Consider the following 20796-nt stretch of genomic DNA (forward strand, 5'->3'; position numbering starts at 1 on the left):
GTTCAGCGGTCTTGCGCTGTAGGACCGACCACCTCCCGTAGGAGATTTAGATGCCCCCCAAGGGTCGTCAGGGCGCTGCCAAGAAGGTGCGCCGCAAGGAAAAGAAGAACGTCGCTCATGGGCACGCCCACATCAAGAGCACGTTCAACAACACGATCGTCTCGATCACGGACCCCGCGGGCAACGTGATCTCCTGGGCCTCCGCCGGCCACGTCGGCTTCAAGGGCTCGCGCAAGTCCACCCCCTTCGCCGCGCAGATGGCCGCCGAGTCGGCCGCCCGCCGCGCGCAGGAGCACGGCATGCGCAAGGTCGACGTCTTCGTCAAGGGTCCCGGCTCCGGCCGTGAGACCGCGATCCGCTCCCTCCAGGCCACCGGCCTCGAGGTCGGCTCGATCCAGGACGTCACCCCCACCCCGCACAACGGCTGCCGTCCGCCGAAGCGCCGCCGCGTCTGACGCGACGGACGCACCTGTGCGTCTTTGAGTGTTCGGGCGGTACGAACCCCTTCGGGGGGACGTGCCGCCCGTACCCTTGCGGTACGTAGTGCCCGTCGGACGTCAAATAGTGGGCGTCCACGAATGAAGGAACACAGACATGCTGATCGCTCAGCGTCCCTCGCTGACCGAAGAGGTCGTCGACGAGTACCGCTCGCGGTTCGTGATCGAGCCGCTGGAGCCGGGCTTCGGCTACACCCTCGGTAACTCCCTGCGCCGCACCCTGCTCTCCTCGATCCCGGGTGCCGCCGTCACGAGCATCCGCGTGGACGGCGTGCTGCACGAGTTCACCACCGTGCCGGGTGTCAAGGAAGACGTCACCGACATCATCCTCAACATCAAGCAGCTGGTCGTCTCCTCGGAGCACGACGAGCCGGTCGTGATGTACCTGCGCAAGCAGGGTCCCGGCCTGGTCACCGCCGCCGACATCGCGCCCCCGGCCGGTGTCGAGGTGCACAACCCGGACCTGGTCCTCGCCACGCTCAACGGCAAGGGCAAGCTGGAGATGGAGCTGACCGTCGAGCGCGGTCGCGGCTACGTCTCCGCCGTCCAGAACAAGCAGCTGGGCCAGGAGATCGGTCGCATCCCGATCGACTCCATCTACAGCCCGGTCCTCAAGGTCACCTACAAGGTCGAGGCGACCCGAGTCGAGCAGCGCACCGACTTCGACAAGCTGATCGTCGACGTCGAGACCAAGCAGGCCATGCGCCCGCGCGACGCCATGGCGTCCGCCGGTAAGACCCTGGTCGAGCTGTTCGGTCTGGCGCGCGAGCTCAACATCGACGCCGAGGGCATTGACATGGGCCCCTCGCCGACGGACGCGGCCTTGGCCGCCGATCTGGCGCTGCCGATCGAGGAGCTCGAGCTCACGGTCCGCTCGTACAACTGCCTCAAGCGCGAGGGCATCCACTCCGTGGGTGAGCTCGTGGCGCGTTCCGAGGCCGACCTGCTCGACATCCGCAACTTCGGTGCGAAGTCGATCGACGAGGTCAAGGCGAAGCTCGCCGGCATGGGTCTGGCCCTCAAGGACAGCCCGCCCGGATTCGACCCGACCGCCGCCGCCGACGCCTTCGGCGCCGACGACGACGCGGACGCCGGTTTCGTCGAGACCGAGCAGTACTGAGCTTCGGCTCGCAGCACAGACTTTCCCGCGGCGTCCGCCTCGGGGGAACTGACACCGGTACCTGACACGGCCGGTGCAGATATGAAGGAGTAACACCATGCCGCGTCCCGCAAAGGGTGCCCGTCTCGGCGGCAGCGCCGCGCACGAGAAGCACCTCCTCGCGAACCTCGCGAAGTCGCTCTTCGAGCACGGCCGCATCACCACCACCGAGGCCAAGGCCCGTCGCCTGCGTCCCTACGCCGAGCGTCTGGTCACCAAGGCCAAGAAGGGCGACATCCACAACCGTCGCCTGGTGCTGCAGACGATCACGGACAAGAGCATCGTGCACACGCTCTTCACCGAGATCGCCCCGCGCTACGAGAACCGCCCCGGTGGTTACACGCGCATCACCAAGATCGGCAACCGTCGTGGCGACAACGCCCCGATGGCGGTCATCGAGCTGGTCGAGGCCCTGACGGTCGCCCAGCAGGCCACTGGTGAGGCCGAGGCCGCCACCAAGCGCGCCGTGAAGGAGGCGGAGGCCACCGAGGCTCCCGCCGCCGAGGAGACCAAGGAGGCCTGATCCCCTTCCGGGATCACGCCGAACGGCTCTGAACGGGCCCGCCCCTTCCCGGGGCGGGCCCGTTCCCGCGTTCTCCCGGGTACACGGCCCGGGAACACGACCCTGGAACACGGCCCGGGAACACAACCCTGGAACACGGCCCGGGAACACGGCCCGGGAACACAGCCGGGGAACACGGCCCTGGAACACGGCCCTGGAACACCCCTGAGAGGATCGGTCACGTGAGTGACGAGGTGGAGCCCGGGCATGTCCGGGTGCGGCTGGACCTGTCGTATGACGGCAAGGACTTCTCCGGCTGGGCGAAGCAGCGCGTGCTGCGGACCGTGCAGGGCGAGCTGGAGTCGGCGCTGCGGACCGTGATGCGGCTCGCGGACCCCGTCGAGCTGACCGTCGCCGGTCGTACGGACGCGGGTGTGCACGCCCGCGGGCAGGTCGCCCAGTTCGACCTGGCCGAGGAGGTGTGGGCCGAGCACCGGGACAAGCTGCTGCGCCGGCTCGCCGGACGGCTCCCGCAGGACGTACGGGTCTGGCGGGCCGCCGAGGCCCCCGAGGGCTTCAACGCCCGGTTCTCGGCCATCTGGCGCCGCTACGCCTACCGCGTCGGCGACCACCGGGCCGGGGTGGACCCGCTGCGCCGCGGACACGTGCTGTGGCACCAGTGGCCGCTGGATGTCGACGCCATGAACGAGGCCGCCGCCGCGCTGCTCGGGGAGCACGACTTCGCCGCGTACTGCAAGAAGCGCGAGGGCGCCACGACGATCCGTACGCTCCAGCAGCTCCGCTGGGAGCGGGCCGACGACGGGATCATCACCGCGACCGTCCGCGCCGACGCCTTCTGCCACAACATGGTCCGCTCGCTGGTGGGCGCGCTGCTGCACGTCGGCGACGGGCACCGGCCGGTGACCTGGCCCGGCGAGGTGCTGGCCGCCGGCGTGCGGGACTCCTCGGTCCACGTGGTGAAGCCGCACGGGCTCACCCTGGAGGAGGTCGGCTACCCCGCCGACGAACTGCTGGCCGCCCGCAGCAAGGAAGCGCGCAACCTGCGGACCCTGCCGGGAGCCGGCTGCTGCTGATCCACCGGTCCGCCGATCCGCATGTGCGTTTGGGCGGATCGCGGGGGGACCGGGACAATGCCTGCATGGGACATCTCGAAGCCAACCACCTGGAGTACTACCTTCCCGACGGGCGGGTCCTGCTCCCCGACGTCTCCTTCCGCGTGGGGGAGGGCTCGGTGGTGGCCCTGGTGGGGGCGAACGGCGCCGGCAAGACCACCCTGCTCAAGCTGATCTCCGGCGAGCTCCAGCCGCACGGCGGCGGCGTCGCCATCAGCGGCGGGCTCGGCGTGATGTCGCAGTTCGTGGGCTCGGTCCGGGACGAGACGACCGTACGGGACCTGCTGGTCTCGGTGTCGCAGCCGCGGATCCGGGCGGCGGCCGAGGCCGTGGACCGGGCCGAGCACCTGATCCTGACCGTCGACGACGAGGCCGCGCAGATGGCCTACGCGCAGGCGCTCAGCGACTGGGCCGACGTCCAGGGTTACGAAGCGGAGACCCTGTGGGACGTCTGCACGACGGCCGCGCTGGACATCCCGTACGACAGCGCCCAGTACCGCCAGGTGCGCACGCTGTCGGGCGGTGAGCAGAAGCGGCTCGTGCTGGAGGCGCTGCTGCGCGGACCGGACGAGGTGCTGCTGCTCGACGAGCCGGACAACTACCTCGACGTCCCGGGCAAGCGGTGGCTGGAGGAGCAGCTGAGGGCCACCCGCAAGACGGTGCTCTTCGTCTCCCACGACCGGGAGCTGCTGACCCGGGCCGCGGAGAAGATCATCAGCCTGGAGGCGAGCCCGACCGGCTCCGACGTGTGGGTGCACGGCGCGGGCTTCGGCACGTACCACGACGCCCGCAAGGAGCGCTTCGCCCGTTTCGAGGAGCTGAAGCGGCGCTGGGACGAGGAGCACGCCCGGCTGCGGGCGCTGGTGCTGCGGCTGCGCAACCAGGCGGCGAGCAGCCCGGACATGGCCTCGCGGTACCGGGCGATGCAGACCCGCTTCCAGAAGTTCGAGGACGCCGGCCCGCCGCCGGAGCCGCCGCGGGAGCAGGACATCCGGATGCGGCTCAAGGGCGGTCGTACCGGGGTGCGGGCGCTGACGGTGGAGAACCTGGAGCTCACCGGGCTGATGAAGCCCTTCTCGTTGGAGGTGTTCTACGGGGAGCGGGTCGCGGTGCTCGGCTCGAACGGCTCCGGGAAGTCGCACTTCCTGCGCCTGATGGCGGGCGAGGACGTCAAGCACACCGGTACGTGGAAGCTGGGCGCCCGGGTGGTGCCGGGGCACTTCGCGCAGACCCACGCGCACCCCGAGCTGTTCGGGCGCACGCTCGTGGACATCCTGTGGACGGAGGCGGCCAAGCCGCTGGGCCAGGCGATGGGCGCGTTGCGCCGCTACGAGCTGGAGCGACAGGGCGACCAGCCCTTCGAGAAGCTTTCGGGCGGTCAGCAGGCGCGCTTCCAGATCCTGTTGCTGGAGCTGGCCGGCACCACGGCGCTGCTGCTGGACGAGCCGACGGACAACCTCGACCTGGAGTCGGCGGAGGCGCTGCAGGACGGCTTGGAGTCCTACGACGGCACCGTGTTGTGCGTCACGCACGACCGGTGGTTCGCGCGCACATTTGACCGTTACCTGGTCTTCGGTTCGGACGGTGTTGTGAGGGAGACTCAGGAACCCGTCTGGGACGAACGTCGGGTTGAGCGCAAGCGCTGAGGGGAAGCCGCGCGTTCGACGGACGCGGTCCCGCCCGGGACGAACGTCGGGTCGAGCGCGAGCGCTGAGGGGCGACCATCCCCCGCGCCGGTGAAGTGGGAGGCGTCGTGGGGCTGCGGCCTAGCACCTGGCTCATCAAGTGGGACCACCCGGAAGCGGGGGACCGGCTGACCGTCTGGCTGCTCAGGCCGGCGCCCCGGTCCCTGCGGGTGGTCTCCCTCGTGGTGCTGCTGACCGTCGCGGTGTCGACGAGCCTGCGCGCCAACTGGGGTTCGGACAACGCCTTCGTGGTCAAGGCCGCCGACGCGCTGATGGCCGGGATCTCCCCGTACGAGGACAAACGCTTCCTCTACCTGCCGAGCGCCGTGATCATGGCGGTGCCGGAGGCCCTGTTGCCGCGCGAGGTGCTGCGCTGGCTGTTGCCGGTGGGCATCTCGGGGCTGGTCGGGGTGGGGTGGTGGGCGGCGCTGCGGCTGTTCTCGGTGCCGCTGTGCTCCCGGTTCGCGGTGGGCGGCCTCGGCCTGTTGGCGCTGGCCTACGAGCCGTACGCGAACCTCGTGCTGATCGGCAACTGGACGGCGATCTCGGCGGCCGCCCTGCCGGTGGCGCTGCTGCTGGCGCACCGGCGTTCGTGGGGCGCGGCCGGGTTGGTGGTGGGGCTGGCGATCGCCTGCAAGCCGATGCTGGTGCCGATCGGGTTGCTCTTCGTGCTGGCCCGGCAGTGGCGGGGGCTCGCGCCGGCGGTGCTGGTGCCGGTGGGGATGTCGCTGGTCGGGGCGCTGCTGATGCCGAGCCCGACGTTGTTCTTCACCAAGACGCTGCCGTTCCTGTTCCAGGGGCAGGACGCCTACGCCCTGCCGTGGGACGCCTCGCCGATCGCGGTGCTGCCCCGGCTGGGGGTGCCGGCGCCGGTGGCGGTGCTGGTGGCCTTCGCGGGGGCGTCGGTCGTGCTGTGGGGGGCGTGGACGCGGTGGCGGCGGGCCGACGCGGACGCGGGGGAGCTGCGGCTGGTGGAGACGGCCTGCATGGTGATGCTCGCCGCGTTCCTGGTGTCGCGTCCGTCCTTCGACCACTACCTGCTGGTGGTGCTCCCGCTGCTGCTGGCGTCGGGGGTGCGGGAGGGCTCGATGCCGCGCACGCCTTGGTTCTGGGTGGCGCTGGTGCCGCAGACGGCGGGCATCCCGTGGCCCTCGGAGGTCGAGCGCAAGCGGCGTGCCTTTCGGGACGCGGCGACCCTGTGCGGGCTGGCCTTTCTGCTGGCGCGTCGTGTGCTGCGTCCGGGACGGGTTACTCTGGACCCTGTAACAACTGCGGGGTCCCCACCCAGGACCGAACCGGAGTGCGCCGCGACGCCAGCAGAATCGGCATCGCGGACCGCGTTTTGACCCGTCTCGGGTCTGCTGGGTATCCTGCTGGTTTGTTATGCGTATTGGCTTTCTCATTCTCACGTGAAAGGCCTTGCGCCGGTCCACCGGACCGATGACCAGCAGTTCGCGCACGGGTTGCGTCCCCGATGCGAACGAGGGCTGTCGTGATCGTCCGTGGTGACCCTGTCAGGACCTTCCCGTGGGGCTTGCGCCCTTGGGATACCACCACTGAAGAAGCGAAGGCATACGCGTGCGTACGTTCAGCCCCAAGCCCGGCGACATCTCGCGCCAGTGGCTCGTCATCGACGCCCAGGACGTTGTCCTCGGCCGTCTGGCGACCCAGGCCGCTGCCCTCCTGCGGGGTAAGCACAAGCCGACCTACGCCCCCCACATGGACATGGGCGACTTCGTCATCATCGTCAACGCCGACAAGGTTCACCTGTCCGGCAACAAGGCGACCCAGAAGATGGCGTACCGCCACTCGGGTTACCCGGGCGGTCTCCGTTCGGTGCGCTACGACGACCTCCTGGCGAACAACCCGGAGAAGGCCGTCGAGAAGGCCATCAAGGGCATGCTCCCCAAGAACACCCTGGGCCGTCAGATGCTCTCGAAGCTGAAGGTCTACTCGGGCGACCAGCACCCCCACGCTGCCCAGCAGCCGGTGCCGTTCGAGATCACCCAGGTCGCGCAGTAGTTCCGGCCACCCCCTAAGACGTAGAAAATTCTGAGGAGCATCGTGGCCGAGACCACCGCCGAGACGACCCCCGTCGAAGAGTTCGAGGGCAACGTCGAGGAGTACACCAGCGAGTCCGAGGTCGTCGTCGAGGGCGACTACACCTCCGAGTCCCTTGCCGGCCGCTTCGGCGACCCCCAGCCGGCCGCCGGCCTGGGCCGTCGCAAGAACGCCATCGCCCGCGTCCGGATCGTTCCGGGCACCGGCAAGTGGAAGATCAACGGTCGCACCCTTGAGGACTACTTCCCCAACAAGGTGCACCAGCAGGAAGTCAACGAGCCCTTCAAGCTCCTGGAGCTCGACGGCCGCTACGACGTCATCGCCCGCATCTCGGGTGGCGGCGTCTCCGGCCAGGCCGGTGCCCTGCGCCTCGGTGTCGCCCGTGCGCTGAACGAGGCGGACGTGGACAACAACCGCCCGGCGCTGAAGAAGGCCGGCTTCCTCTCCCGCGACGACCGTGCGGTCGAGCGCAAGAAGGCCGGTCTCAAGAAGGCCCGTAAGGCTCCGCAGTACAGCAAGCGTTAATCTGCGCCTGCTGTTCTGCAACGAAACCGCCCCGGCAGCACTCTCTGTGCTGCCGGGGCGGTTCGTTTACCGCCATAAGCGGCAAATAGATGTCACAAGCGGTCACAAGCGATGCGTGAACTCGGGAGGACAACAGTGGGACGACTCTTCGGGACGGACGGTGTACGAGGCGTCGCCAACGCGGATCTGACGGCCGAGCTCGCGCTCGGCCTCTCCGTTGCGGCGGCGCACGTACTGGCCGAGGCGGGCACCTTCGCGGGCCACCGGGCCACGGCGGTCGTGGGCCGCGATCCGCGCGCGTCGGGCGAGTTCCTGGAGGCCGCGGTCGTCGCGGGCCTCGCGAGCGCCGGCGTGGACGTCCTGCGCGTCGGTGTGCTGCCCACCCCGGCGGTGGCGTATCTCACCGGTGCGCTGGGCGCCGACCTCGGCGTGATGCTCTCCGCCAGCCACAACGCCATGCCCGACAACGGCATCAAGTTCTTCGCGCGCGGCGGGCACAAGCTCGCCGACGACCTGGAGGACCGGATCGAGTCCGTCTACGAGGAGCACCGCACGGGCGCGCCCTGGGACCGGCCCACCGGCTCCGGCGTCGGCCGGGTCTCCGACTACACGGAGGGCTTCGACAAGTACGTCGCCCACCTGATCGGCGTGCTGCCCAACCGTCTCGAAGGCCTCAAGGTCGTCCTGGACGAGGCGCACGGCGCGGCGGCGTACGTGTCCCCGGAGGCCTTCACCCGGGCCGGCGCGGAGATCATCACCATCGGCGCCGAGCCCGACGGGCTGAACATCAACGACGGCTGCGGCTCCACCCACCTCGACCTGCTGAAGCAGGCCGTCGTGGAGCACGGCGCCGACTTCGGCGTCGCGCACGACGGGGACGCCGACCGCTGCCTGGCGGTGGACCACACCGGAGCCGAGGTCGACGGCGACCAGATCCTCGCGGTGCTGGCCCTGGCCATGCGCGAGTCGGGTCAGCTGCGCGAGAACACCGTGGTCGGCACCGTCATGTCGAACCTGGGCTTCAAGCTGGCGATGGAGGCCGAGGGCATCCAGGTCGTGCAGACCGGGGTCGGCGACCGCTACGTGCTGGAGTCGATGAAGGAGCACGGCTACGCGCTGGGCGGCGAGCAGTCCGGCCACGTGATCATCCTCGACCACGCGACGACGGGCGACGGCACCCTGACCGGGCTGCTGCTGGCGGCGCGGATCGCGGCCACCGGGCGGACCCTGGCCGAGCTGGCCGGGGTGATGACGCGGCTGCCGCAGATCCTGATCAACGTGCCCGACGTGGACAAGTCCCGGGTGACCACCTCCGGCGAGCTGGCCGCGGCGGTCACCGAGGCCGAGCGGGAGCTCGGGACGACCGGCCGGGTGCTGCTGCGTCCGTCCGGTACGGAGCCGCTCGTACGGGTGATGGTGGAGGCCGCCGACATCGAGCAGGCCCGCGCGGTCGCCGGGCGGCTCGCGGACGTCGTGAAATCGGCGCTCGGCTAGGTCGAACTCCTGCCGCACGCGTGGGCCGGTCCGTAGGTCGGGCCGGCCCGCGCGCGTCAGCGGCCGGGGGCGCCGCCCTTGGTCAGGCGGGTCCAGCGTCCCTGCTGGGTCCGCCACAGCGCTTTCTGCCCGTACATGGTCAGGACGCCCGCCAGCATGATCCCGGCCAGGTTCAGCAGGAGCTGTTCCACCGAGCCCCACATCTGGGCGAACTCGGCGTAGGCGAGGGCCACGGCCGCGTTCGCGGCGGCCGGGACGGTGGTCACCGAGATGGCCACGCCGACCAGCGCCCCCGACTTCGCGGAGGTCAGGGAGAGCACCCCGGCCGCGCCGGCGAGCAGCGAGACCACGAAGGAGAACGGGTCGGGCTGCCAGATGAACCCGGTGTTGGGGCGGGGCCGATCCAGCATCCCCGGCTCGAACTGGCCGATCGCGTCCATGCCCAGGGTGAACAGGGTGGTGGCGGCCATCGCCGCCGCGAAGCCGATCAGCAGCGCGGACAGGGACCGCAGCGCGAGCCGGGGCTCGCGCCGTACGATCCCGACGCACACCCCGGCGAGCGGGCCGAACTCCGGTCCGACGGCCATGGCGCCCACGATGAGGACCGCGTTGTCGAGGACGACGCCGCAGGCCGCGATCATCGTCGCGAGGATCATGAACGCGCAGTAGGTGACGCTGAGCGTCGACTCCTCGTGGGTGGCCTCCGTCAGCTGCTTCCACAGCACGGCGTCGGCGGCCTCTCCCGGGGCCTCCTCCTCGGCGGAGTCGGCCCGCCGCGACAGCGACAGGTCGATGTTCTCCACGGCGATGGAGCCGTCCGCGTCGAGGCCCAGTTCCTGGAGCTCCTGGAGGAGCTCGTCACCGGCCTCGCGGGCGACGTCGCACAGGACGAGGTCGCCGGGCGGGACGCGGGCCGCGCCCTTGAGCACGACCAGATGGGTGGTTCCGACCGTCTTCTCGACGACCGCGACCACGGCGTCCGTCCGGTCCGGCGGGCTGATCATCCGCAGGTGCAGCATGCACCGCACCCTAGCGAAGCGGTCGGCGCCGCTACAGCTTGCGCAGGCTCAGCTTCTGCACCTTGTGGTCCGGCCCCTTCCGCACGACGAGGGTGGCGCGGCCGCGGGTGGGGGCCACGTTCTCCATCAGGTTGGGCTTGTTGACGGTCCGCCACATCGTCTGCGCGTACTCCAGCGCCTCCTCCTCGGAGACCTGCGTGTACTTGCGGAAGTAGGAGAACGGGTTCTGGAACGCGGTGGCGCGCAGCTTGCGGAAGCGGCCCAGGTACCAGCGCTCGATGTCCTCCGGGCGGGCGTCCACGTACACGCTGAAGTCGAAGTAGTCGGCGAGACCGACACGGGTGCGGCCGTCCTTGCCCGGCAGGGCCGGCTGGAGGACGTTGAGGCCCTCCACGATGAGGATGTCCGGGCGCCGCACCACGAGTTGCTCGTCCGGGACGATGTCGTAGATGAGGTGGGAGTAGACCGGGGCGGTCACCTCGTCCTTGCCGGCCTTGATGTCGGCGACGAACCGGGTCAGCGCCCGCCGGTCGTAGGACTCGGGGAAGCCCTTGCGGGAGGTCAGGCCGCGCCGCTGGAGCTCCTTCATCGGGTACAGGAAGCCGTCCGTGGTGACCAGTTCCACCCGGGGGTGCTCCGGCCAGCGGGCCAGCAGCGCCTGGAGCAGACGGGCCACCGTGGACTTGCCGACGGCGACGGAACCGGCGACGCCTATGACGAAGGGCGTGCCCTGCTGGGCGCCGTGGCCGTTGCCCGCGTCGCCGAGGAAGGTGTTCAGGGTGCCGCGCAGGTTGCTGGTGGCCCCGACGTACAGGTTCAGCAGCCGGGACAGCGGCAGGTAGACGTCGCGCACCTCGTCGAGGTCGATGACGTCCCCCAGCCCGCGCAGCTGCTCCACCTCGTCCGCGGTCAGGGGCAGCGGCGTGCGCTCGCGCAGCGCGCTCCACTCGGCCCGGGTGAGGTCGACGTACGGGGAGGCGTCGGGGGCCCGGCGGGGGCCGGTGCGCTCCGCCCCGCGCTCCGGCGTGCCACGCGTCGGCGATGTGATCACAGGGCCATTGTCGGGGCTCGGGGGCGTCCGTGGGTGGTGGGGTCGGTCACGTCGCCCGATGCCGGACGGATCGGGGCAGGTCAGACACGGTTTCGGGGGAAGTGCGCGGGGTTGTGCGCGAGCAGGTGTCGATCGGAGCCCCGGGACATCTCGGCAGCATCACGATTGCCGGGGCGCGCCGCGATCCCGATCGCTTGATCGACCGGCGCCCGTACATTGATCGTCATCGCGGCCTTGACGCACGCCCCGCCCGGCGGGGCGCCGCTCGGGCTGCCCTGCTGCTCGTCGTGATCCATGGGGGAGAACCATCGTGCGTACCGCACTCGTCCGTCGTACCGTCCTGACCGCTTCCGCGGTGTCCCTGGGCCTGCTGGTCACCGCCTGCGGTTCGGGTGACTCCGACGCCAAGACGGACGCCAAGCCGTCGGCGGCCGCCAGTGGCGCGGCGTCCTCGGCGCCCGCCGCGAAGGGCCGGACGGACGCCGAGGTGGCGGCCCTGGTCGTCACCCAGGCCGACCTCGCGGACCAGATCGTCTCGGCCGAGAGCGCCGCCAAGGTCGTCGCGATGCCGGCCGAGGCCGACAACGCCGCCTGCAAGCCGCTGGTCCAGATCATGGCGTCGCAGAAGCCCGGCGCGGCCAGTGGCCTCGGCCGCACCGGCTCCAAGGAGAAGCCCAAGGAGCTGCCGGCGAGCGCCACCGCCGAGGAGAAGGTCGAGGCCGCGCTGAAGGCGATCGGCGGCTCGCAGACGCTGGTGACCGTCACCTCGTACGACGGCAAGGGCGCCGAGGAGGCCCTCGCCGCGGTGAAGACCGCGGCCACCGCCTGCGCCGCCGGCTTCACCGTCACCTCGGACGGCGACAAGGTGAAGTTCGGCGCCGTCGCCCCGGGCACCGCCGTCACCGGTGGCGACGAGGCCGTGTCCTACGCCGCGCCCATGGACCTGGAGGACGGCGACAAGTCCGCCACCCACTTCGTGGTGGTGCGCAAGGGCAACACGCTGGCCACCTTCTACACCTGGGGCCTGAAGGCCGAGCAGCCGAAGACCGTCGTCGACGCGCAGGTCAAGAAGCTGGGCTGACCCGCCGGCGCCCGACCGGGCGCCCGCGTTCGAACAGGTCGTCGACCCCGTTCCGGTGGATTCACCGGAGCGGGGTTTTCGTCCTGTTCGGGTACGGGGCACGGGGCCGACATCGGCGTACGCTGCCGCCTATGTGCGGAATTGTGGGTTACGTAGGAGCGCAATCGGCGCTCGATGTGGTCATCGCCGGACTGAAGCGGCTGGAGTACCGCGGCTACGACTCGGCGGGCATCGCCGTGCTCGCCGACGGGGAACTCGCCAACGTCAAGAAGGCCGGCAAGCTCGTCAACCTGGAGAAGGAACTCGTCGGGCAGCCCCTGCCGGTCGGCTCCACCGGCCTCGGGCACACCCGGTGGGCCACCCACGGTGGGCCCACCGACGTCAACGCCCATCCCCATCTGGACAACTCCGGCCGGGTGGCCGTCGTCCACAACGGCATCATCGAGAACTTCGCCGAACTGCGCGGCGAACTGACCGAGCGCGGGCACCGGCTGGAGTCCGAGACCGACACCGAGGTCGTCGCGCACCTGCTCGCCGAGCAGTTCGCCGTCCACGGGGACCTCGCCGAATCCATGCGCCGCGTCTGTCGGCGGCTCCAGGGCGCCTTCACCCTGGTCGCGGTGCACGCCGACCAGCCGGACGTCGTCGTCGGCGCCCGCCGCAACTCCCCGCTGGTGGTGGGCGTCGGCGAGGGGGAGAACTTCCTCGCCTCGGACGTCGCCGCCTTCATCGCGCACACCCGCGCCGCGATCGAACTCGGCCAGGACCAGGTCGTCGAACTGCGCCGCGACGGGGTCGTGGTCACCGACTTCGACGGCGCGCCGGCCGAAGTGCGGGCCTACCACGTCGACTGGGACGCCTCCGCCGCCGAGAAGGGCGGCTACGACTACTTCATGCTCAAGGAGATCGCCGAGCAGCCCAAGGCGGTCGCCGACACCCTCCTCGGCCGCATCGACGGCAACGGCCTGCTGACCCTCGACGAGGTCCGCATCCCCACCTCGGTGCTCCGCGAGGTCGACAAGGTCGTCATCGTGGCCTGCGGCACGGCCTACCACGCGGGGATGATCGCCAAGCTCGCCATCGAGCACTGGACCCGCATCCCCTGCGAGACCGAACTCGCCAGCGAGTTCCGCTACCGCGACCCGATCCTCGACCAGCGGACCCTCGTCATCGCGATCTCGCAGTCCGGCGAGACCATGGACACCCTGATGGCGCTGCGGCACGCCCGCGAGCAGGGCGCCAAGGTGCTGGCCGTCTGCAACACCAACGGCTCCACGATCCCGCGCGAATCGGACGCCGTGCTCTACACGCACGCCGGCCCCGAGGTCGCCGTCGCCTCCACCAAGGCGTTCCTGACGCAGCTGGTGGCCTGTTACCTCGTCGCGCTCTACCTCGGCCAGGTCCGCGGCACCAAGTGGGGCGACGAGATCCGGGCGGTGATCCGGGAGCTGTCGGACATCGCCGCCGCCGTGGACACCGTGCTGGAGACGATGGAACCCGTACGGGCCCTCGCGCGCTCCCTCGCCGACAAGAACACCGTGCTGTTCCTCGGCCGGCACGTCGGCTACCCGGTGGCGCTGGAAGGCGCGCTCAAGCTCAAGGAACTCGCGTACATGCACGCCGAGGGCTTCGCGGCGGGCGAGCTCAAGCACGGGCCGATCGCGCTGATCGAACAGGACCTGCCGGTGGTCGTGGTCGTACCGTCCCCGCGCGGCCGGTCCGTGCTCCACGACAAGATCGTGTCGAACATCCAGGAGATCCGGGCCCGCGGGGCGCGCACCATCGTGATCGCGGAGGAGGGCGACGAGGCCGTCGTCCCGTACGCCGACCACCTGATCCGGATCCCGGCGACGCCCACGCTGCTCCAGCCGCTGGTGGCGACCGTGCCGCTCCAGGTGTTCGCCTGCGAACTGGCGACCGCGCGCGGCAACGAGGTCGACCAGCCGCGTAACCTCGCCAAGTCGGTGACCGTGGAGTGAGCGATCAGTAGGGCTGGTTCATTGCTGTGATTGTCGGTGTGGGGATCGACGTGGCCGAGATCGAGCGGTTCGGCGCCGCGCTGGAGCGCACGCCGAACATGGCGCACCGCCTCTTCCTCGAATCCGAGCTGACGCTGCCGAGCGGCGAGCGACGCGGAACCGCCTCGCTCGCCGCCCGCTTCGCCGCCAAGGAAGCCCTCGCCAAGGCCCTCGGCGCGCCCGCCGGGCTGCTGTGGACCGACGCCGAGGTGTACGTGGAGGACACGGGACAGCCCCGGCTGCGGGTGCGCGGCACGGTCGCCGCACGGGCCGCGGCCCTCGGCGTGACGTCCTGGCACATCTCGCTGAGCCACGACGCCGGTATCGCGTCTGCGGTGGTGATCGCCGAGGCCTAGCGCCTTTCCTGGGGCAGGCTGGTGGACATGCGTACTGCTTACAGCGTGGAGACCGTACGGGCCGCCGAGCGGGAGCTGATGGCCCGGTTGCCCGAAGGCGCCCTGATGGCCCGGGCGGCGGCCGGACTGGCCGTCGTCTGCGCGGGCCTGCTCACCCGCCGCCGCGGCCGGGTCTACGGGGCGAAGGTCGTGCTGCTGGTCGGCTGTGGCGACAACGGCGGCGACGCGTTGTACGCCGGCGCCCGCCTGGCCCGGCGCGGCGCCGGGGTGACGGCCGTGCCGATGGACCCGCGGCGGGTGCACCCGGGCGGGCTGGCCGCGCTGCTGGCAGCCGGCGGACGGGTCGCCGACGGCGTTCCGGCGCGGGCGGACCTCGTCGTGGACGGGCTGCTCGGCATCGGCGGCCGCGGCGGGCTGCGACCGGCCGCCGCCGCGCTCGTGGAGCGGGTGCCCGAGGGGGCGCTCGTCGTCGCCGCCGACCTGCCCAGCGGGGTCGACGCGGACACCGGGGAGACGGCCGGCCCGGCCGTCACGGCCGCCGTCACGGTCACCTTCGGGGCGTACAAGCCCGGGCTGCTCATCGACCCGGGGGCCTCGCGGGCCGGCGCCGTACGGCTCGTCGACATCGGGCTGGAGCTGCCCGACCCGGACCTGGAGGCCCTCCAACACGCCGACGTGGCCCGGCTGCTGCCCGCCCCGACGGCGTCCAGCGACAAGTACCGGCGGGGCGTCGTCGGCATCGTCGCCGGGTCCGACCGCTACCCGGGCGCGGCGGTGCTGGCCGTCGCCGGGGCCCTGCGCGGCGGCGCCGGCGCGGTGCGCTACGTGGGGCCGCCGGCCGTCGCGGAGGCCGTGCTCGCCCGGTACCCGGAGACCCTGATCGGCCGCGGCCGGGTGCAGGCGTGGGTGGTCGGGCCGGGCATCGGCGACGGGCGGGGCGCGGACGTCGCCGAGGCCCTGGCCGACCGGGACGCGGCCGTGCTCGTCGACGCCGACGGGCTGCGCGGACTGGACCCGGCCGTGGTCCGCGCCCGCCGGGCGGCGACCCTGCTGACCCCGCACGCGGGCGAGGCCGCGGCCCTGCTCGGGGTGGACCGGGCGGCGGTCGAGGCGGGCCGGCTGGGCTCCGTACGGGCCCTGGCCGCGCGGTACGGGGCGAGCGTGCTGCTGAAGGGGTCGACGACGCTGGTCGCCGCCGACGCGGCCCCCGTACGGGCCAACCCGACCGGGACCCCCTGGCTGGCCACCGCCGGGAGCGGTGACGTGCTGTCGGGGTTGGCCGGATCGCTGCTCGCGGCCGGGCTCGGCGGGGTCGACGCCGGGTCGGTGGCGGCGTACCTGCACGGCCTGGCCGGCCGGCGGGCCGCCGCCGGGGCCCCGGTGACGGCCCACGAGGTGGCGCACGCCCTGCCCGACGCCTGGCGCGACGTCCTGCGCTGACGGGTGCCCGGCCGGTGGGGCGGTGGTTTGCCCCGGAGCGCCGGATTGGCCCCCTGCCGCGGCCGGTGCGGGGCGGGCGGTACGGGGCGGTTCTGAGAGACTGACCCCGATGAACGAGACTCCGACGCGCGTGTACGCCGAGATCGACCTCGACGCAGTACGGGAGAACGTCCGCGCCCTGCGCGCGCGGGCGCCCCGTTCCCGGCTGATGGCCGTCGTCAAGGCGAACGCCTACGGGCACGGGGCCGTCCCCTGCGCCCGCGCGGCCCAGGAGGCCGGCGCCGACTGGCTCGGGACCGCCACCCCCGAGGAAGCCCTCGAACTGCGCGCCGCCGGCATCGGGGGACCCGTCCTGTGCTGGCTGTGGACCCCGGGCGGCCCCTGGCGGGAGGCCATCGAGGCCGACATCGACGTGTCCGTCAGCGCGATGTGGGCCCTGGACGAGGTGCGCGCCGCGGCCCGTGCCGCCGGCCGCCCCGCCCGCGTCCAGCTCAAGGCCGACACCGGCCTCGGCCGGGGCGGCTGCCAGCCGGCCGACTGGGCGGAACTCGTCGGCGCCGCCGTCGCCGCGCAGGCCGAGGGCACCGTCCAGGTCACCGGCGTCTGGTCGCACTTCGCCTGCGCGGACGAGCCCGGCCACCCGTCCATCCAGCTCCAGCTCACCGCCTTCCGCGACATGCTCGCGTACGCGGAGAAGGAGGGCGTGGACCCCGAGGTCCGGCACATCGCCAACTCCCCGGCCACGCTCACCCTCCCCGAGAGCCACTTCGACCTCGTGCGCCCCGGCCTCGCCGTCTACGGCGTCTCGCCCGCGCCCGAACTCGGCACCCCAGCCCAGCTGGGCCTGCGCCCCGCCATGACCGTCAGGGCGTCCGTCGCCCTGGTCAAGACGGTCCCCGCCGGGCACGGCGTCAGCTACGGCCACCACCACGTCACCGCGTCCGACACGACGCTCGCGCTGATCCCCGCCGGGTACGCCGACGGCTTCCCGCGCAACGCCTCCGACGCCGGGCCCGTCCTGGTCGGCGGCCGGATCCACCGGGCGGCCGGGCGGATCGCCATGGACCAGTTCGTCGTCGACCTCGGCTCCGACCCCGCGGCCGCCGAGGTCCGCGCCGGCGACGAGGTCGTCCTGTTCGGCGACGCCGAACGGGGCGAACCCACCGCCGAGGACTGGGCTCGAGCGGCGCATACGATCGGGTATGAGATCGTCACCCGTATCGGAGGCCGGGTCCCCCGGGTGTACCTGGGCGGCTGAGTGAGGACGGCGACGGCATGAGCGAGAACTGGCGCAAGGCCGGCTGGGCCGGCGCGGCCATCGGCGTGCTGGCGGCGGGCGCGGCGGCCGGCGTCGCCGTCGAACGGATCACCGTCGGCCGCGGCCTGCGGATGAAGGCCCGCCTCGCGCTCGACGCGGCCGGCGACTACGGCTCCCTGCGCGGCACCGAGGGCACCTGCCGGGCCGAGGACGGCACCGAGCTGTACTGGGAGAGCGACGAACTGCCCGACGGGCAGGCCCTCGACGACAAGAAGCGGCGCACCCGCCGGCCGGCCGCCCCCGGCGCCACCGTCGTCTTCTGCCACGGTTACTGCCTCGGCCAGGACTCCTGGCACTTCCAGCGCGCCGCCCTGCGCGGGGTCGTCCGCGCCGTCTACTGGGACCAGCGCAGCCACGGCCGCAGCGGGCGCGGCGTCGCCCAGGCCGAAGGCGTGCCCGTGACCATCGAGCAGCTCGGCCGGGACCTGAAGGCCGTCATCGACGCCGCCGCCCCCGAGGGCCCGCTCGTCCTCGTCGGCCACTCCATGGGCGGCATGACCGTCATGGCGCTCGCCGAGCAGTTCCCCGACCTGGTGCGCGAACGCGTCGTCGGGGTGGCGCTCGTCGGCACCTCCGGCGGCCGGCTCGACGAGGTGACGTACGGGCTGCCCGCGTACGGCCTGGGCGCCGTCCGCCGCGTGCTCCCCGGCGTGCTGCGGGCCCTCGGCACGCAGACCGAGCTGGTGGAGCGGGGCCGGCGGGCCACCGCCGACCTCTTCGCGGGCATGATCAAGATGTACTCGTTCGGCTCCCGGGACGTGGACCCCGGCGTCGCCCGGTTCGCCGAGCGGCTGATCGAGGCGACCCCGATCGACGTCGTCGCCGCGTTCTACCCGGCGTTCCAGACCCACGACAAGACGGTCGCGCTCCAGCGGTTCGCGGACGTCCCCGTCACCGTCATCGCCGCGGACCGCGACATGATCACCCCGCCCGAGCACAGCGTGGCCATCAAGGAGACGCTGCCGGCCGCCGAACTGGTGGTCCTGGAGAACACCGGGCACCTGATGATGCTGGAGCGCCCCGAGATCGTGACCGGGCTGCTGACCGACCTGCTGGCGCGCGCGGGGGCCCTGCCCGCAGCGGCTACCGTTGGGACGCATGATGGAAGAAGTACCGCGGGAAGCGCCGCGCAGCCCGGCCGCTGAGGTCCTCGCCGAAACCGCCGCCGAAGCCGTGATTACCGTCGACTCGCCCGCCTCCATGCAGGAGTTGGGCCGCAGGATCGCCGGCCTGCTGCGCCCCGGCGACCTCGTCCTGCTGACCGGCGAACTCGGCGCGGGCAAGACCACCCTGACCCGCGGCCTCGGCGAGGGGCTCGGCGTGCGCGGGGCGGTGACCTCCCCGACCTTCGTGATCGCCCGGGTGCACCCGCCCCTGGCCGACGGACCGGCGCTGGTGCACGTGGACGCGTACCGGCTCGGCGGCGGGCTCGACGAGATGGAGGACCTGGACCTCGACGTCTCGCTGCCCGAGTCCGTCGTCGTCGTCGAGTGGGGCGACGGCAAGGTGGAGGAGCTGTCCGACGACCGGCTGCACGTGGTCATCGGCCGCGCGGTCGGCCACGAGGAGGTCCTGGACGACGTACGCGAGGTCGCGGTGCGCGGCGTCGGCGCGCGCTGGGCCGGCGCGGGGCTGACGGGGCTGGCCGGGCCGCTGTAGGAGCGGCCCGCGCGGCGGGTCCCCGCACCTTCGGGGGACCCGCGCGGAAAAACGTACCGACAAGTCGTCGGGAAAAACATTGCGCCGGCGGTGGGCTGCGTGGTCACATGGTATCCAGCACTGGTTAGGTTTACCTAAGTACGGTGTCCCGGGTCCAGGAGGCAGCCATGTCGGCAACAGGAGCAGAGCGAGCGTCCGTCGTGCCCATGCGGGTCCTGCTCGCGGCGGGCGCGGCCGCCACGGCGGTCTCGACCCCGCCCTCGTGGCGCGGTCGGGCCCCGGAGGCGCCGCGGGACGGCGCCGCGCCCGCGGCGCACGCGGAACAGGCCGCCCCGGAGTCGGAAGCGGCCTGATACCCACGTACGGGTGAAAACGCGGCGGGAGCCGCCGGGAGCGCCCGGCGGCGCGGTCGGAAGGCGTCGGGTCAGGGAACGACGACGATCTTCGCGCCGATCGTCGCGAACGCCCACATCGCGTCGCCGTCGGCGCGCGCCATGCGGATGCCGCCGGTCCTCTTCCCCGCGTCCGGCGCCGGCGTCGCACCGTCCACGCGGGCGCTGAAGCCCACCGCGATGCCGTCGGTGCTGGTGAACCGCACCACGTGCTCGATCGGCACCCCGTCGGTGCCGGTGACCGAACCCGAGCGCGAGGTGACGGCGTAGCTGCCGGGCGGCGGGTTCACCGTGCTCGGCATCACCGTGAAGGTCCGCGGCTCCGCGCCGCCCTCCGTGACCAGCCAGACCCGCTTCTGGGCCAGCGAGTACACGACGCGCGCACCGGCCCCGGAGTCGGCCGGCAGGGCCCCCGGCTTCGCCGGCTGCGGGGCCTGCGCCTGGTCGGGGGCGGGCGTCGCCGGAGCGGACGGGGCTGCCTTCGGGGGGAGCGCGGGTGCGGTCGCCGAGGCCTGGTAGCCGAGGAACCCGACGGCGGCGATCGCCGCGACCGTGAGCCCGGCCACGATTCCCGAGCTGCTGCGTGCCACCTTGCTCCACCTCTCCGCGCCTGTGTGTGGACCTGCGTCCGGATCCGGGGTGCGATGACCCCGGTCGAAAGGTAGCAGCAGGACCGTCCGACGCCCCGGCCGCAAGGCCCGGGGGCCCGGGAGTCGTAGGCTGTTCGCGTGCTCTTGCTCGCTGTAGATACCGCCACGCCCGCCGTCACCGTCGCCCTGCACGACGGGGAGTCCGTCCTCGCCGAGTCGAACCAGGTCGACGCCCGCCGTCACGGGGAGCTCCTGCTGCCCTCCGTCGACAAGGTCCTCGCCGAGGCCGGGGTGAAGCTCGAAGCCGTCACCGGCATCGTCGTCGGCGTCGGCCCCGGCCCCTACACCGGGCTCCGCGTCGGCCTCGTCACCGCCTCCACCTTCGCCTCCGTCCTCGGCGTCCCGGTCCACGGCCTGTGCACGCTCGACGGACTCGCGTACGCCGCGGGCGCCGCCGGCATCGAGGGCCCCTTCACCGTCGCCACCGACGCGCGGCGCAAGGAGGTCTACTGGGCCCGGTACGAGGACCCCCGCACCCGGACCGGCGAGCCCGCCGTGGACCGCCCGGCCGACATCGCCGAGCGCGTCGCCGGACTGCCCGCCGTGGGCCAGGGCGCCCACCTCTACCCCGAGGTGTTCACGGACGCCCGCGCCCCCGAACACCAGTCGGCCGCCTCCCTCGCGGCGCTGGCCGCCGAACGGCTCGCGGCGGGCGCGGAGTTCCTCCCGCCCACCCCGCTCTACCTGCGCCGGCCCGACGCCCAGGTGCCCAAGAACTACAAGGTGGTCACCCCGAAGTGACCCCCGAGACCCCCG

At 72.3% G+C, this 20796-nt stretch carries 22 protein-coding genes; 18 read left to right on the top strand and 4 right to left on the bottom strand.

Features of this window, described 5'->3' with window-relative positions:
* Window positions 1-50 precede the first annotated feature (50 nt).
* The 9 genes from rpsK to glmM all read left to right on the top strand — a co-directional run bounded on the left by rpsK (window position 51) and on the right by glmM (window position 9056).
* Window positions 51-455: a 30S ribosomal protein S11 gene (gene rpsK / locus AB0D46_RS32105; RefSeq protein WP_006376016.1), complete on the top strand. Its 405-nt coding sequence runs from the start codon at window positions 51-53 to the stop codon at window positions 453-455.
* A 139-nt stretch (window positions 456-594) separates the two neighbouring features.
* Window positions 595-1617, top strand: coding sequence for a DNA-directed RNA polymerase subunit alpha (locus tag AB0D46_RS32110; RefSeq protein WP_008739666.1), 1023 nt, complete (start codon window positions 595-597; stop codon window positions 1615-1617).
* 97 nt (window positions 1618-1714) lie between these two features.
* Window positions 1715-2179 (top strand): 50S ribosomal protein L17, encoded by a 465-nt coding sequence (gene rplQ, locus AB0D46_RS32115; protein WP_281204238.1) that lies wholly within the window; start codon window positions 1715-1717, stop codon window positions 2177-2179.
* A gap of 221 nt (window positions 2180-2400) precedes the next feature.
* Window positions 2401-3252 carry a tRNA pseudouridine(38-40) synthase TruA gene (gene truA / locus AB0D46_RS32120; protein WP_362882676.1) on the top strand — a complete coding sequence of 284 codons (852 nt, stop codon included), beginning with the start codon at window positions 2401-2403 and terminating at the stop codon, window positions 3250-3252.
* A 65-nt stretch (window positions 3253-3317) separates the two neighbouring features.
* The gene (locus AB0D46_RS32125; RefSeq protein WP_362882678.1) at window positions 3318-4937 is read left to right on the top strand and encodes an ATP-binding cassette domain-containing protein; all 1620 of its coding nucleotides are present in this window, start codon (window positions 3318-3320) and stop codon (window positions 4935-4937) included.
* A 107-nt stretch (window positions 4938-5044) separates the two neighbouring features.
* Entirely contained in the window at window positions 5045-6322 is a 1278-nt protein-coding gene (locus AB0D46_RS32130; RefSeq protein ID WP_362882680.1) for a glycosyltransferase family 87 protein, read from the top strand.
* Between the two features lie 232 nt (window positions 6323-6554).
* Window positions 6555-6998 carry a 50S ribosomal protein L13 gene (gene rplM / locus AB0D46_RS32135; protein WP_073912858.1) on the top strand — a complete coding sequence of 148 codons (444 nt, stop codon included), beginning with the start codon at window positions 6555-6557 and terminating at the stop codon, window positions 6996-6998.
* Between the two features lie 42 nt (window positions 6999-7040).
* Entirely contained in the window at window positions 7041-7562 is a 522-nt protein-coding gene (gene rpsI, locus AB0D46_RS32140; protein WP_362882682.1) for a 30S ribosomal protein S9, read from the top strand.
* A 135-nt stretch (window positions 7563-7697) separates the two neighbouring features.
* Window positions 7698-9056, top strand: a complete 1359-nt coding sequence (gene glmM / locus AB0D46_RS32145; RefSeq protein WP_362882684.1) for a phosphoglucosamine mutase — start codon at window positions 7698-7700, stop codon at window positions 9054-9056.
* 56 nt (window positions 9057-9112) lie between these two features.
* Here the strand turns inward: glmM and AB0D46_RS32150 are convergent, their stop codons facing one another.
* From AB0D46_RS32150 to AB0D46_RS32160, 3 genes are all read right to left on the bottom strand, one after another.
* A complete protein-coding gene (locus AB0D46_RS32150; protein WP_362882685.1) occupies window positions 9113-10075 on the bottom strand; it encodes a DUF389 domain-containing protein in 963 nt (320 codons plus the stop codon).
* Between the two features lie 31 nt (window positions 10076-10106).
* Window positions 10107-11123 (bottom strand): type I pantothenate kinase, encoded by a 1017-nt coding sequence (gene coaA, locus AB0D46_RS32155; RefSeq protein WP_362882718.1) that lies wholly within the window; start codon window positions 11121-11123, stop codon window positions 10107-10109.
* Between the two features lie 83 nt (window positions 11124-11206).
* On the bottom strand, window positions 11207-11422 hold the full coding sequence (locus tag AB0D46_RS32160) for a hypothetical protein (protein WP_362882687.1): 216 nt from the start codon (window positions 11420-11422) through the stop codon (window positions 11207-11209).
* A gap of 14 nt (window positions 11423-11436) precedes the next feature.
* Here AB0D46_RS32160 and AB0D46_RS32165 point away from each other — a divergent pair, with 14 nt between their 5' ends.
* The 8 genes from AB0D46_RS32165 to AB0D46_RS32200 all read left to right on the top strand — a co-directional run bounded on the left by AB0D46_RS32165 (window position 11437) and on the right by AB0D46_RS32200 (window position 19351).
* Window positions 11437-12207: a hypothetical protein gene (locus tag AB0D46_RS32165; RefSeq protein WP_362882688.1), complete on the top strand. Its 771-nt coding sequence runs from the start codon at window positions 11437-11439 to the stop codon at window positions 12205-12207.
* A gap of 131 nt (window positions 12208-12338) precedes the next feature.
* Window positions 12339-14186: a glutamine--fructose-6-phosphate transaminase (isomerizing) gene (gene glmS, locus AB0D46_RS32170; protein ID WP_362882690.1), complete on the top strand. Its 1848-nt coding sequence runs from the start codon at window positions 12339-12341 to the stop codon at window positions 14184-14186.
* Window positions 14187-14212: 26 nt separating this feature from the next.
* The gene (locus AB0D46_RS32175; RefSeq protein ID WP_362882691.1) at window positions 14213-14581 is read left to right on the top strand and encodes a holo-ACP synthase; all 369 of its coding nucleotides are present in this window, start codon (window positions 14213-14215) and stop codon (window positions 14579-14581) included.
* 27 nt (window positions 14582-14608) lie between these two features.
* Entirely contained in the window at window positions 14609-16021 is a 1413-nt protein-coding gene (locus AB0D46_RS32180) for an NAD(P)H-hydrate dehydratase (RefSeq protein WP_362882693.1), read from the top strand.
* A 109-nt stretch (window positions 16022-16130) separates the two neighbouring features.
* Window positions 16131-17279: an alanine racemase gene (gene alr, locus AB0D46_RS32185; protein WP_362882694.1), complete on the top strand. Its 1149-nt coding sequence runs from the start codon at window positions 16131-16133 to the stop codon at window positions 17277-17279.
* Between the two features lie 17 nt (window positions 17280-17296).
* On the top strand, window positions 17297-18484 hold the full coding sequence (locus tag AB0D46_RS32190; protein ID WP_362882696.1) for an alpha/beta hydrolase: 1188 nt from the start codon (window positions 17297-17299) through the stop codon (window positions 18482-18484).
* Complete coding sequence (tsaE, locus tag AB0D46_RS32195) at window positions 18441-18998, top strand: tRNA (adenosine(37)-N6)-threonylcarbamoyltransferase complex ATPase subunit type 1 TsaE (protein ID WP_362882720.1); 558 nt, start codon at window positions 18441-18443, stop codon at window positions 18996-18998. The genes AB0D46_RS32190 and tsaE overlap by 44 nt, the downstream gene beginning before the upstream one ends.
* Window positions 18999-19165: 167 nt before the next feature.
* Complete coding sequence (locus AB0D46_RS32200; RefSeq protein ID WP_362882698.1) at window positions 19166-19351, top strand: hypothetical protein; 186 nt, start codon at window positions 19166-19168, stop codon at window positions 19349-19351.
* Between the two features lie 71 nt (window positions 19352-19422).
* Here AB0D46_RS32200 and AB0D46_RS32205 read toward each other — a convergent pair whose 3' ends face one another.
* A complete protein-coding gene (locus AB0D46_RS32205; RefSeq protein WP_362882700.1) occupies window positions 19423-19980 on the bottom strand; it encodes a L,D-transpeptidase in 558 nt (185 codons plus the stop codon).
* A 138-nt stretch (window positions 19981-20118) separates the two neighbouring features.
* Here AB0D46_RS32205 and tsaB point away from each other — a divergent pair, with 138 nt between their 5' ends.
* Complete coding sequence (gene tsaB, locus AB0D46_RS32210; RefSeq protein ID WP_362882702.1) at window positions 20119-20781, top strand: tRNA (adenosine(37)-N6)-threonylcarbamoyltransferase complex dimerization subunit type 1 TsaB; 663 nt, start codon at window positions 20119-20121, stop codon at window positions 20779-20781.
* The last annotated feature ends 15 nt before the right edge of the window (window positions 20782-20796 follow it).

The organism is Streptomyces sp. NPDC048383 (assembly GCF_040651775.1).
GTDB lineage: Bacteria > Actinomycetota > Actinomycetes > Streptomycetales > Streptomycetaceae > Streptomyces.

Bases quoted from the DNA above. Each gene is read 5' to 3' on its own strand.
- AB0D46_RS32160 (WP_362882687.1), bottom strand. From the start codon at position 11,422: ATGGATCACGACGAGCAGCAGGGCAGCCCGAGCGGCGCCCCGCCGGGC.
- rplQ (WP_281204238.1), top strand. From the start codon at position 1,715: ATGCCGCGTCCCGCAAAGGGTGCCCGTCTCGGCGGCAGCGCCGCGCAC.
- alr (WP_362882694.1), top strand. From the start codon at position 16,131: ATGAACGAGACTCCGACGCGCGTGTACGCCGAGATCGACCTCGACGCA.
- AB0D46_RS32110 (WP_008739666.1), top strand. From the start codon at position 595: ATGCTGATCGCTCAGCGTCCCTCGCTGACCGAAGAGGTCGTCGACGAG.
- AB0D46_RS32125 (WP_362882678.1), top strand. From the start codon at position 3,318: ATGGGACATCTCGAAGCCAACCACCTGGAGTACTACCTTCCCGACGGG.
- rpsK (WP_006376016.1), top strand. From the start codon at position 51: ATGCCCCCCAAGGGTCGTCAGGGCGCTGCCAAGAAGGTGCGCCGCAAG.
- AB0D46_RS32200 (WP_362882698.1), top strand. From the start codon at position 19,166: ATGTCGGCAACAGGAGCAGAGCGAGCGTCCGTCGTGCCCATGCGGGTC.
- AB0D46_RS32190 (WP_362882696.1), top strand. From the start codon at position 17,297: ATGAGCGAGAACTGGCGCAAGGCCGGCTGGGCCGGCGCGGCCATCGGC.
- glmS (WP_362882690.1), top strand. From the start codon at position 12,339: ATGTGCGGAATTGTGGGTTACGTAGGAGCGCAATCGGCGCTCGATGTG.
- tsaE (WP_362882720.1), top strand. From the start codon at position 18,441: ATGGAAGAAGTACCGCGGGAAGCGCCGCGCAGCCCGGCCGCTGAGGTC.
- AB0D46_RS32150 (WP_362882685.1), bottom strand. From the start codon at position 10,075: ATGCTGCACCTGCGGATGATCAGCCCGCCGGACCGGACGGACGCCGTG.
- AB0D46_RS32180 (WP_362882693.1), top strand. From the start codon at position 14,609: ATGCGTACTGCTTACAGCGTGGAGACCGTACGGGCCGCCGAGCGGGAG.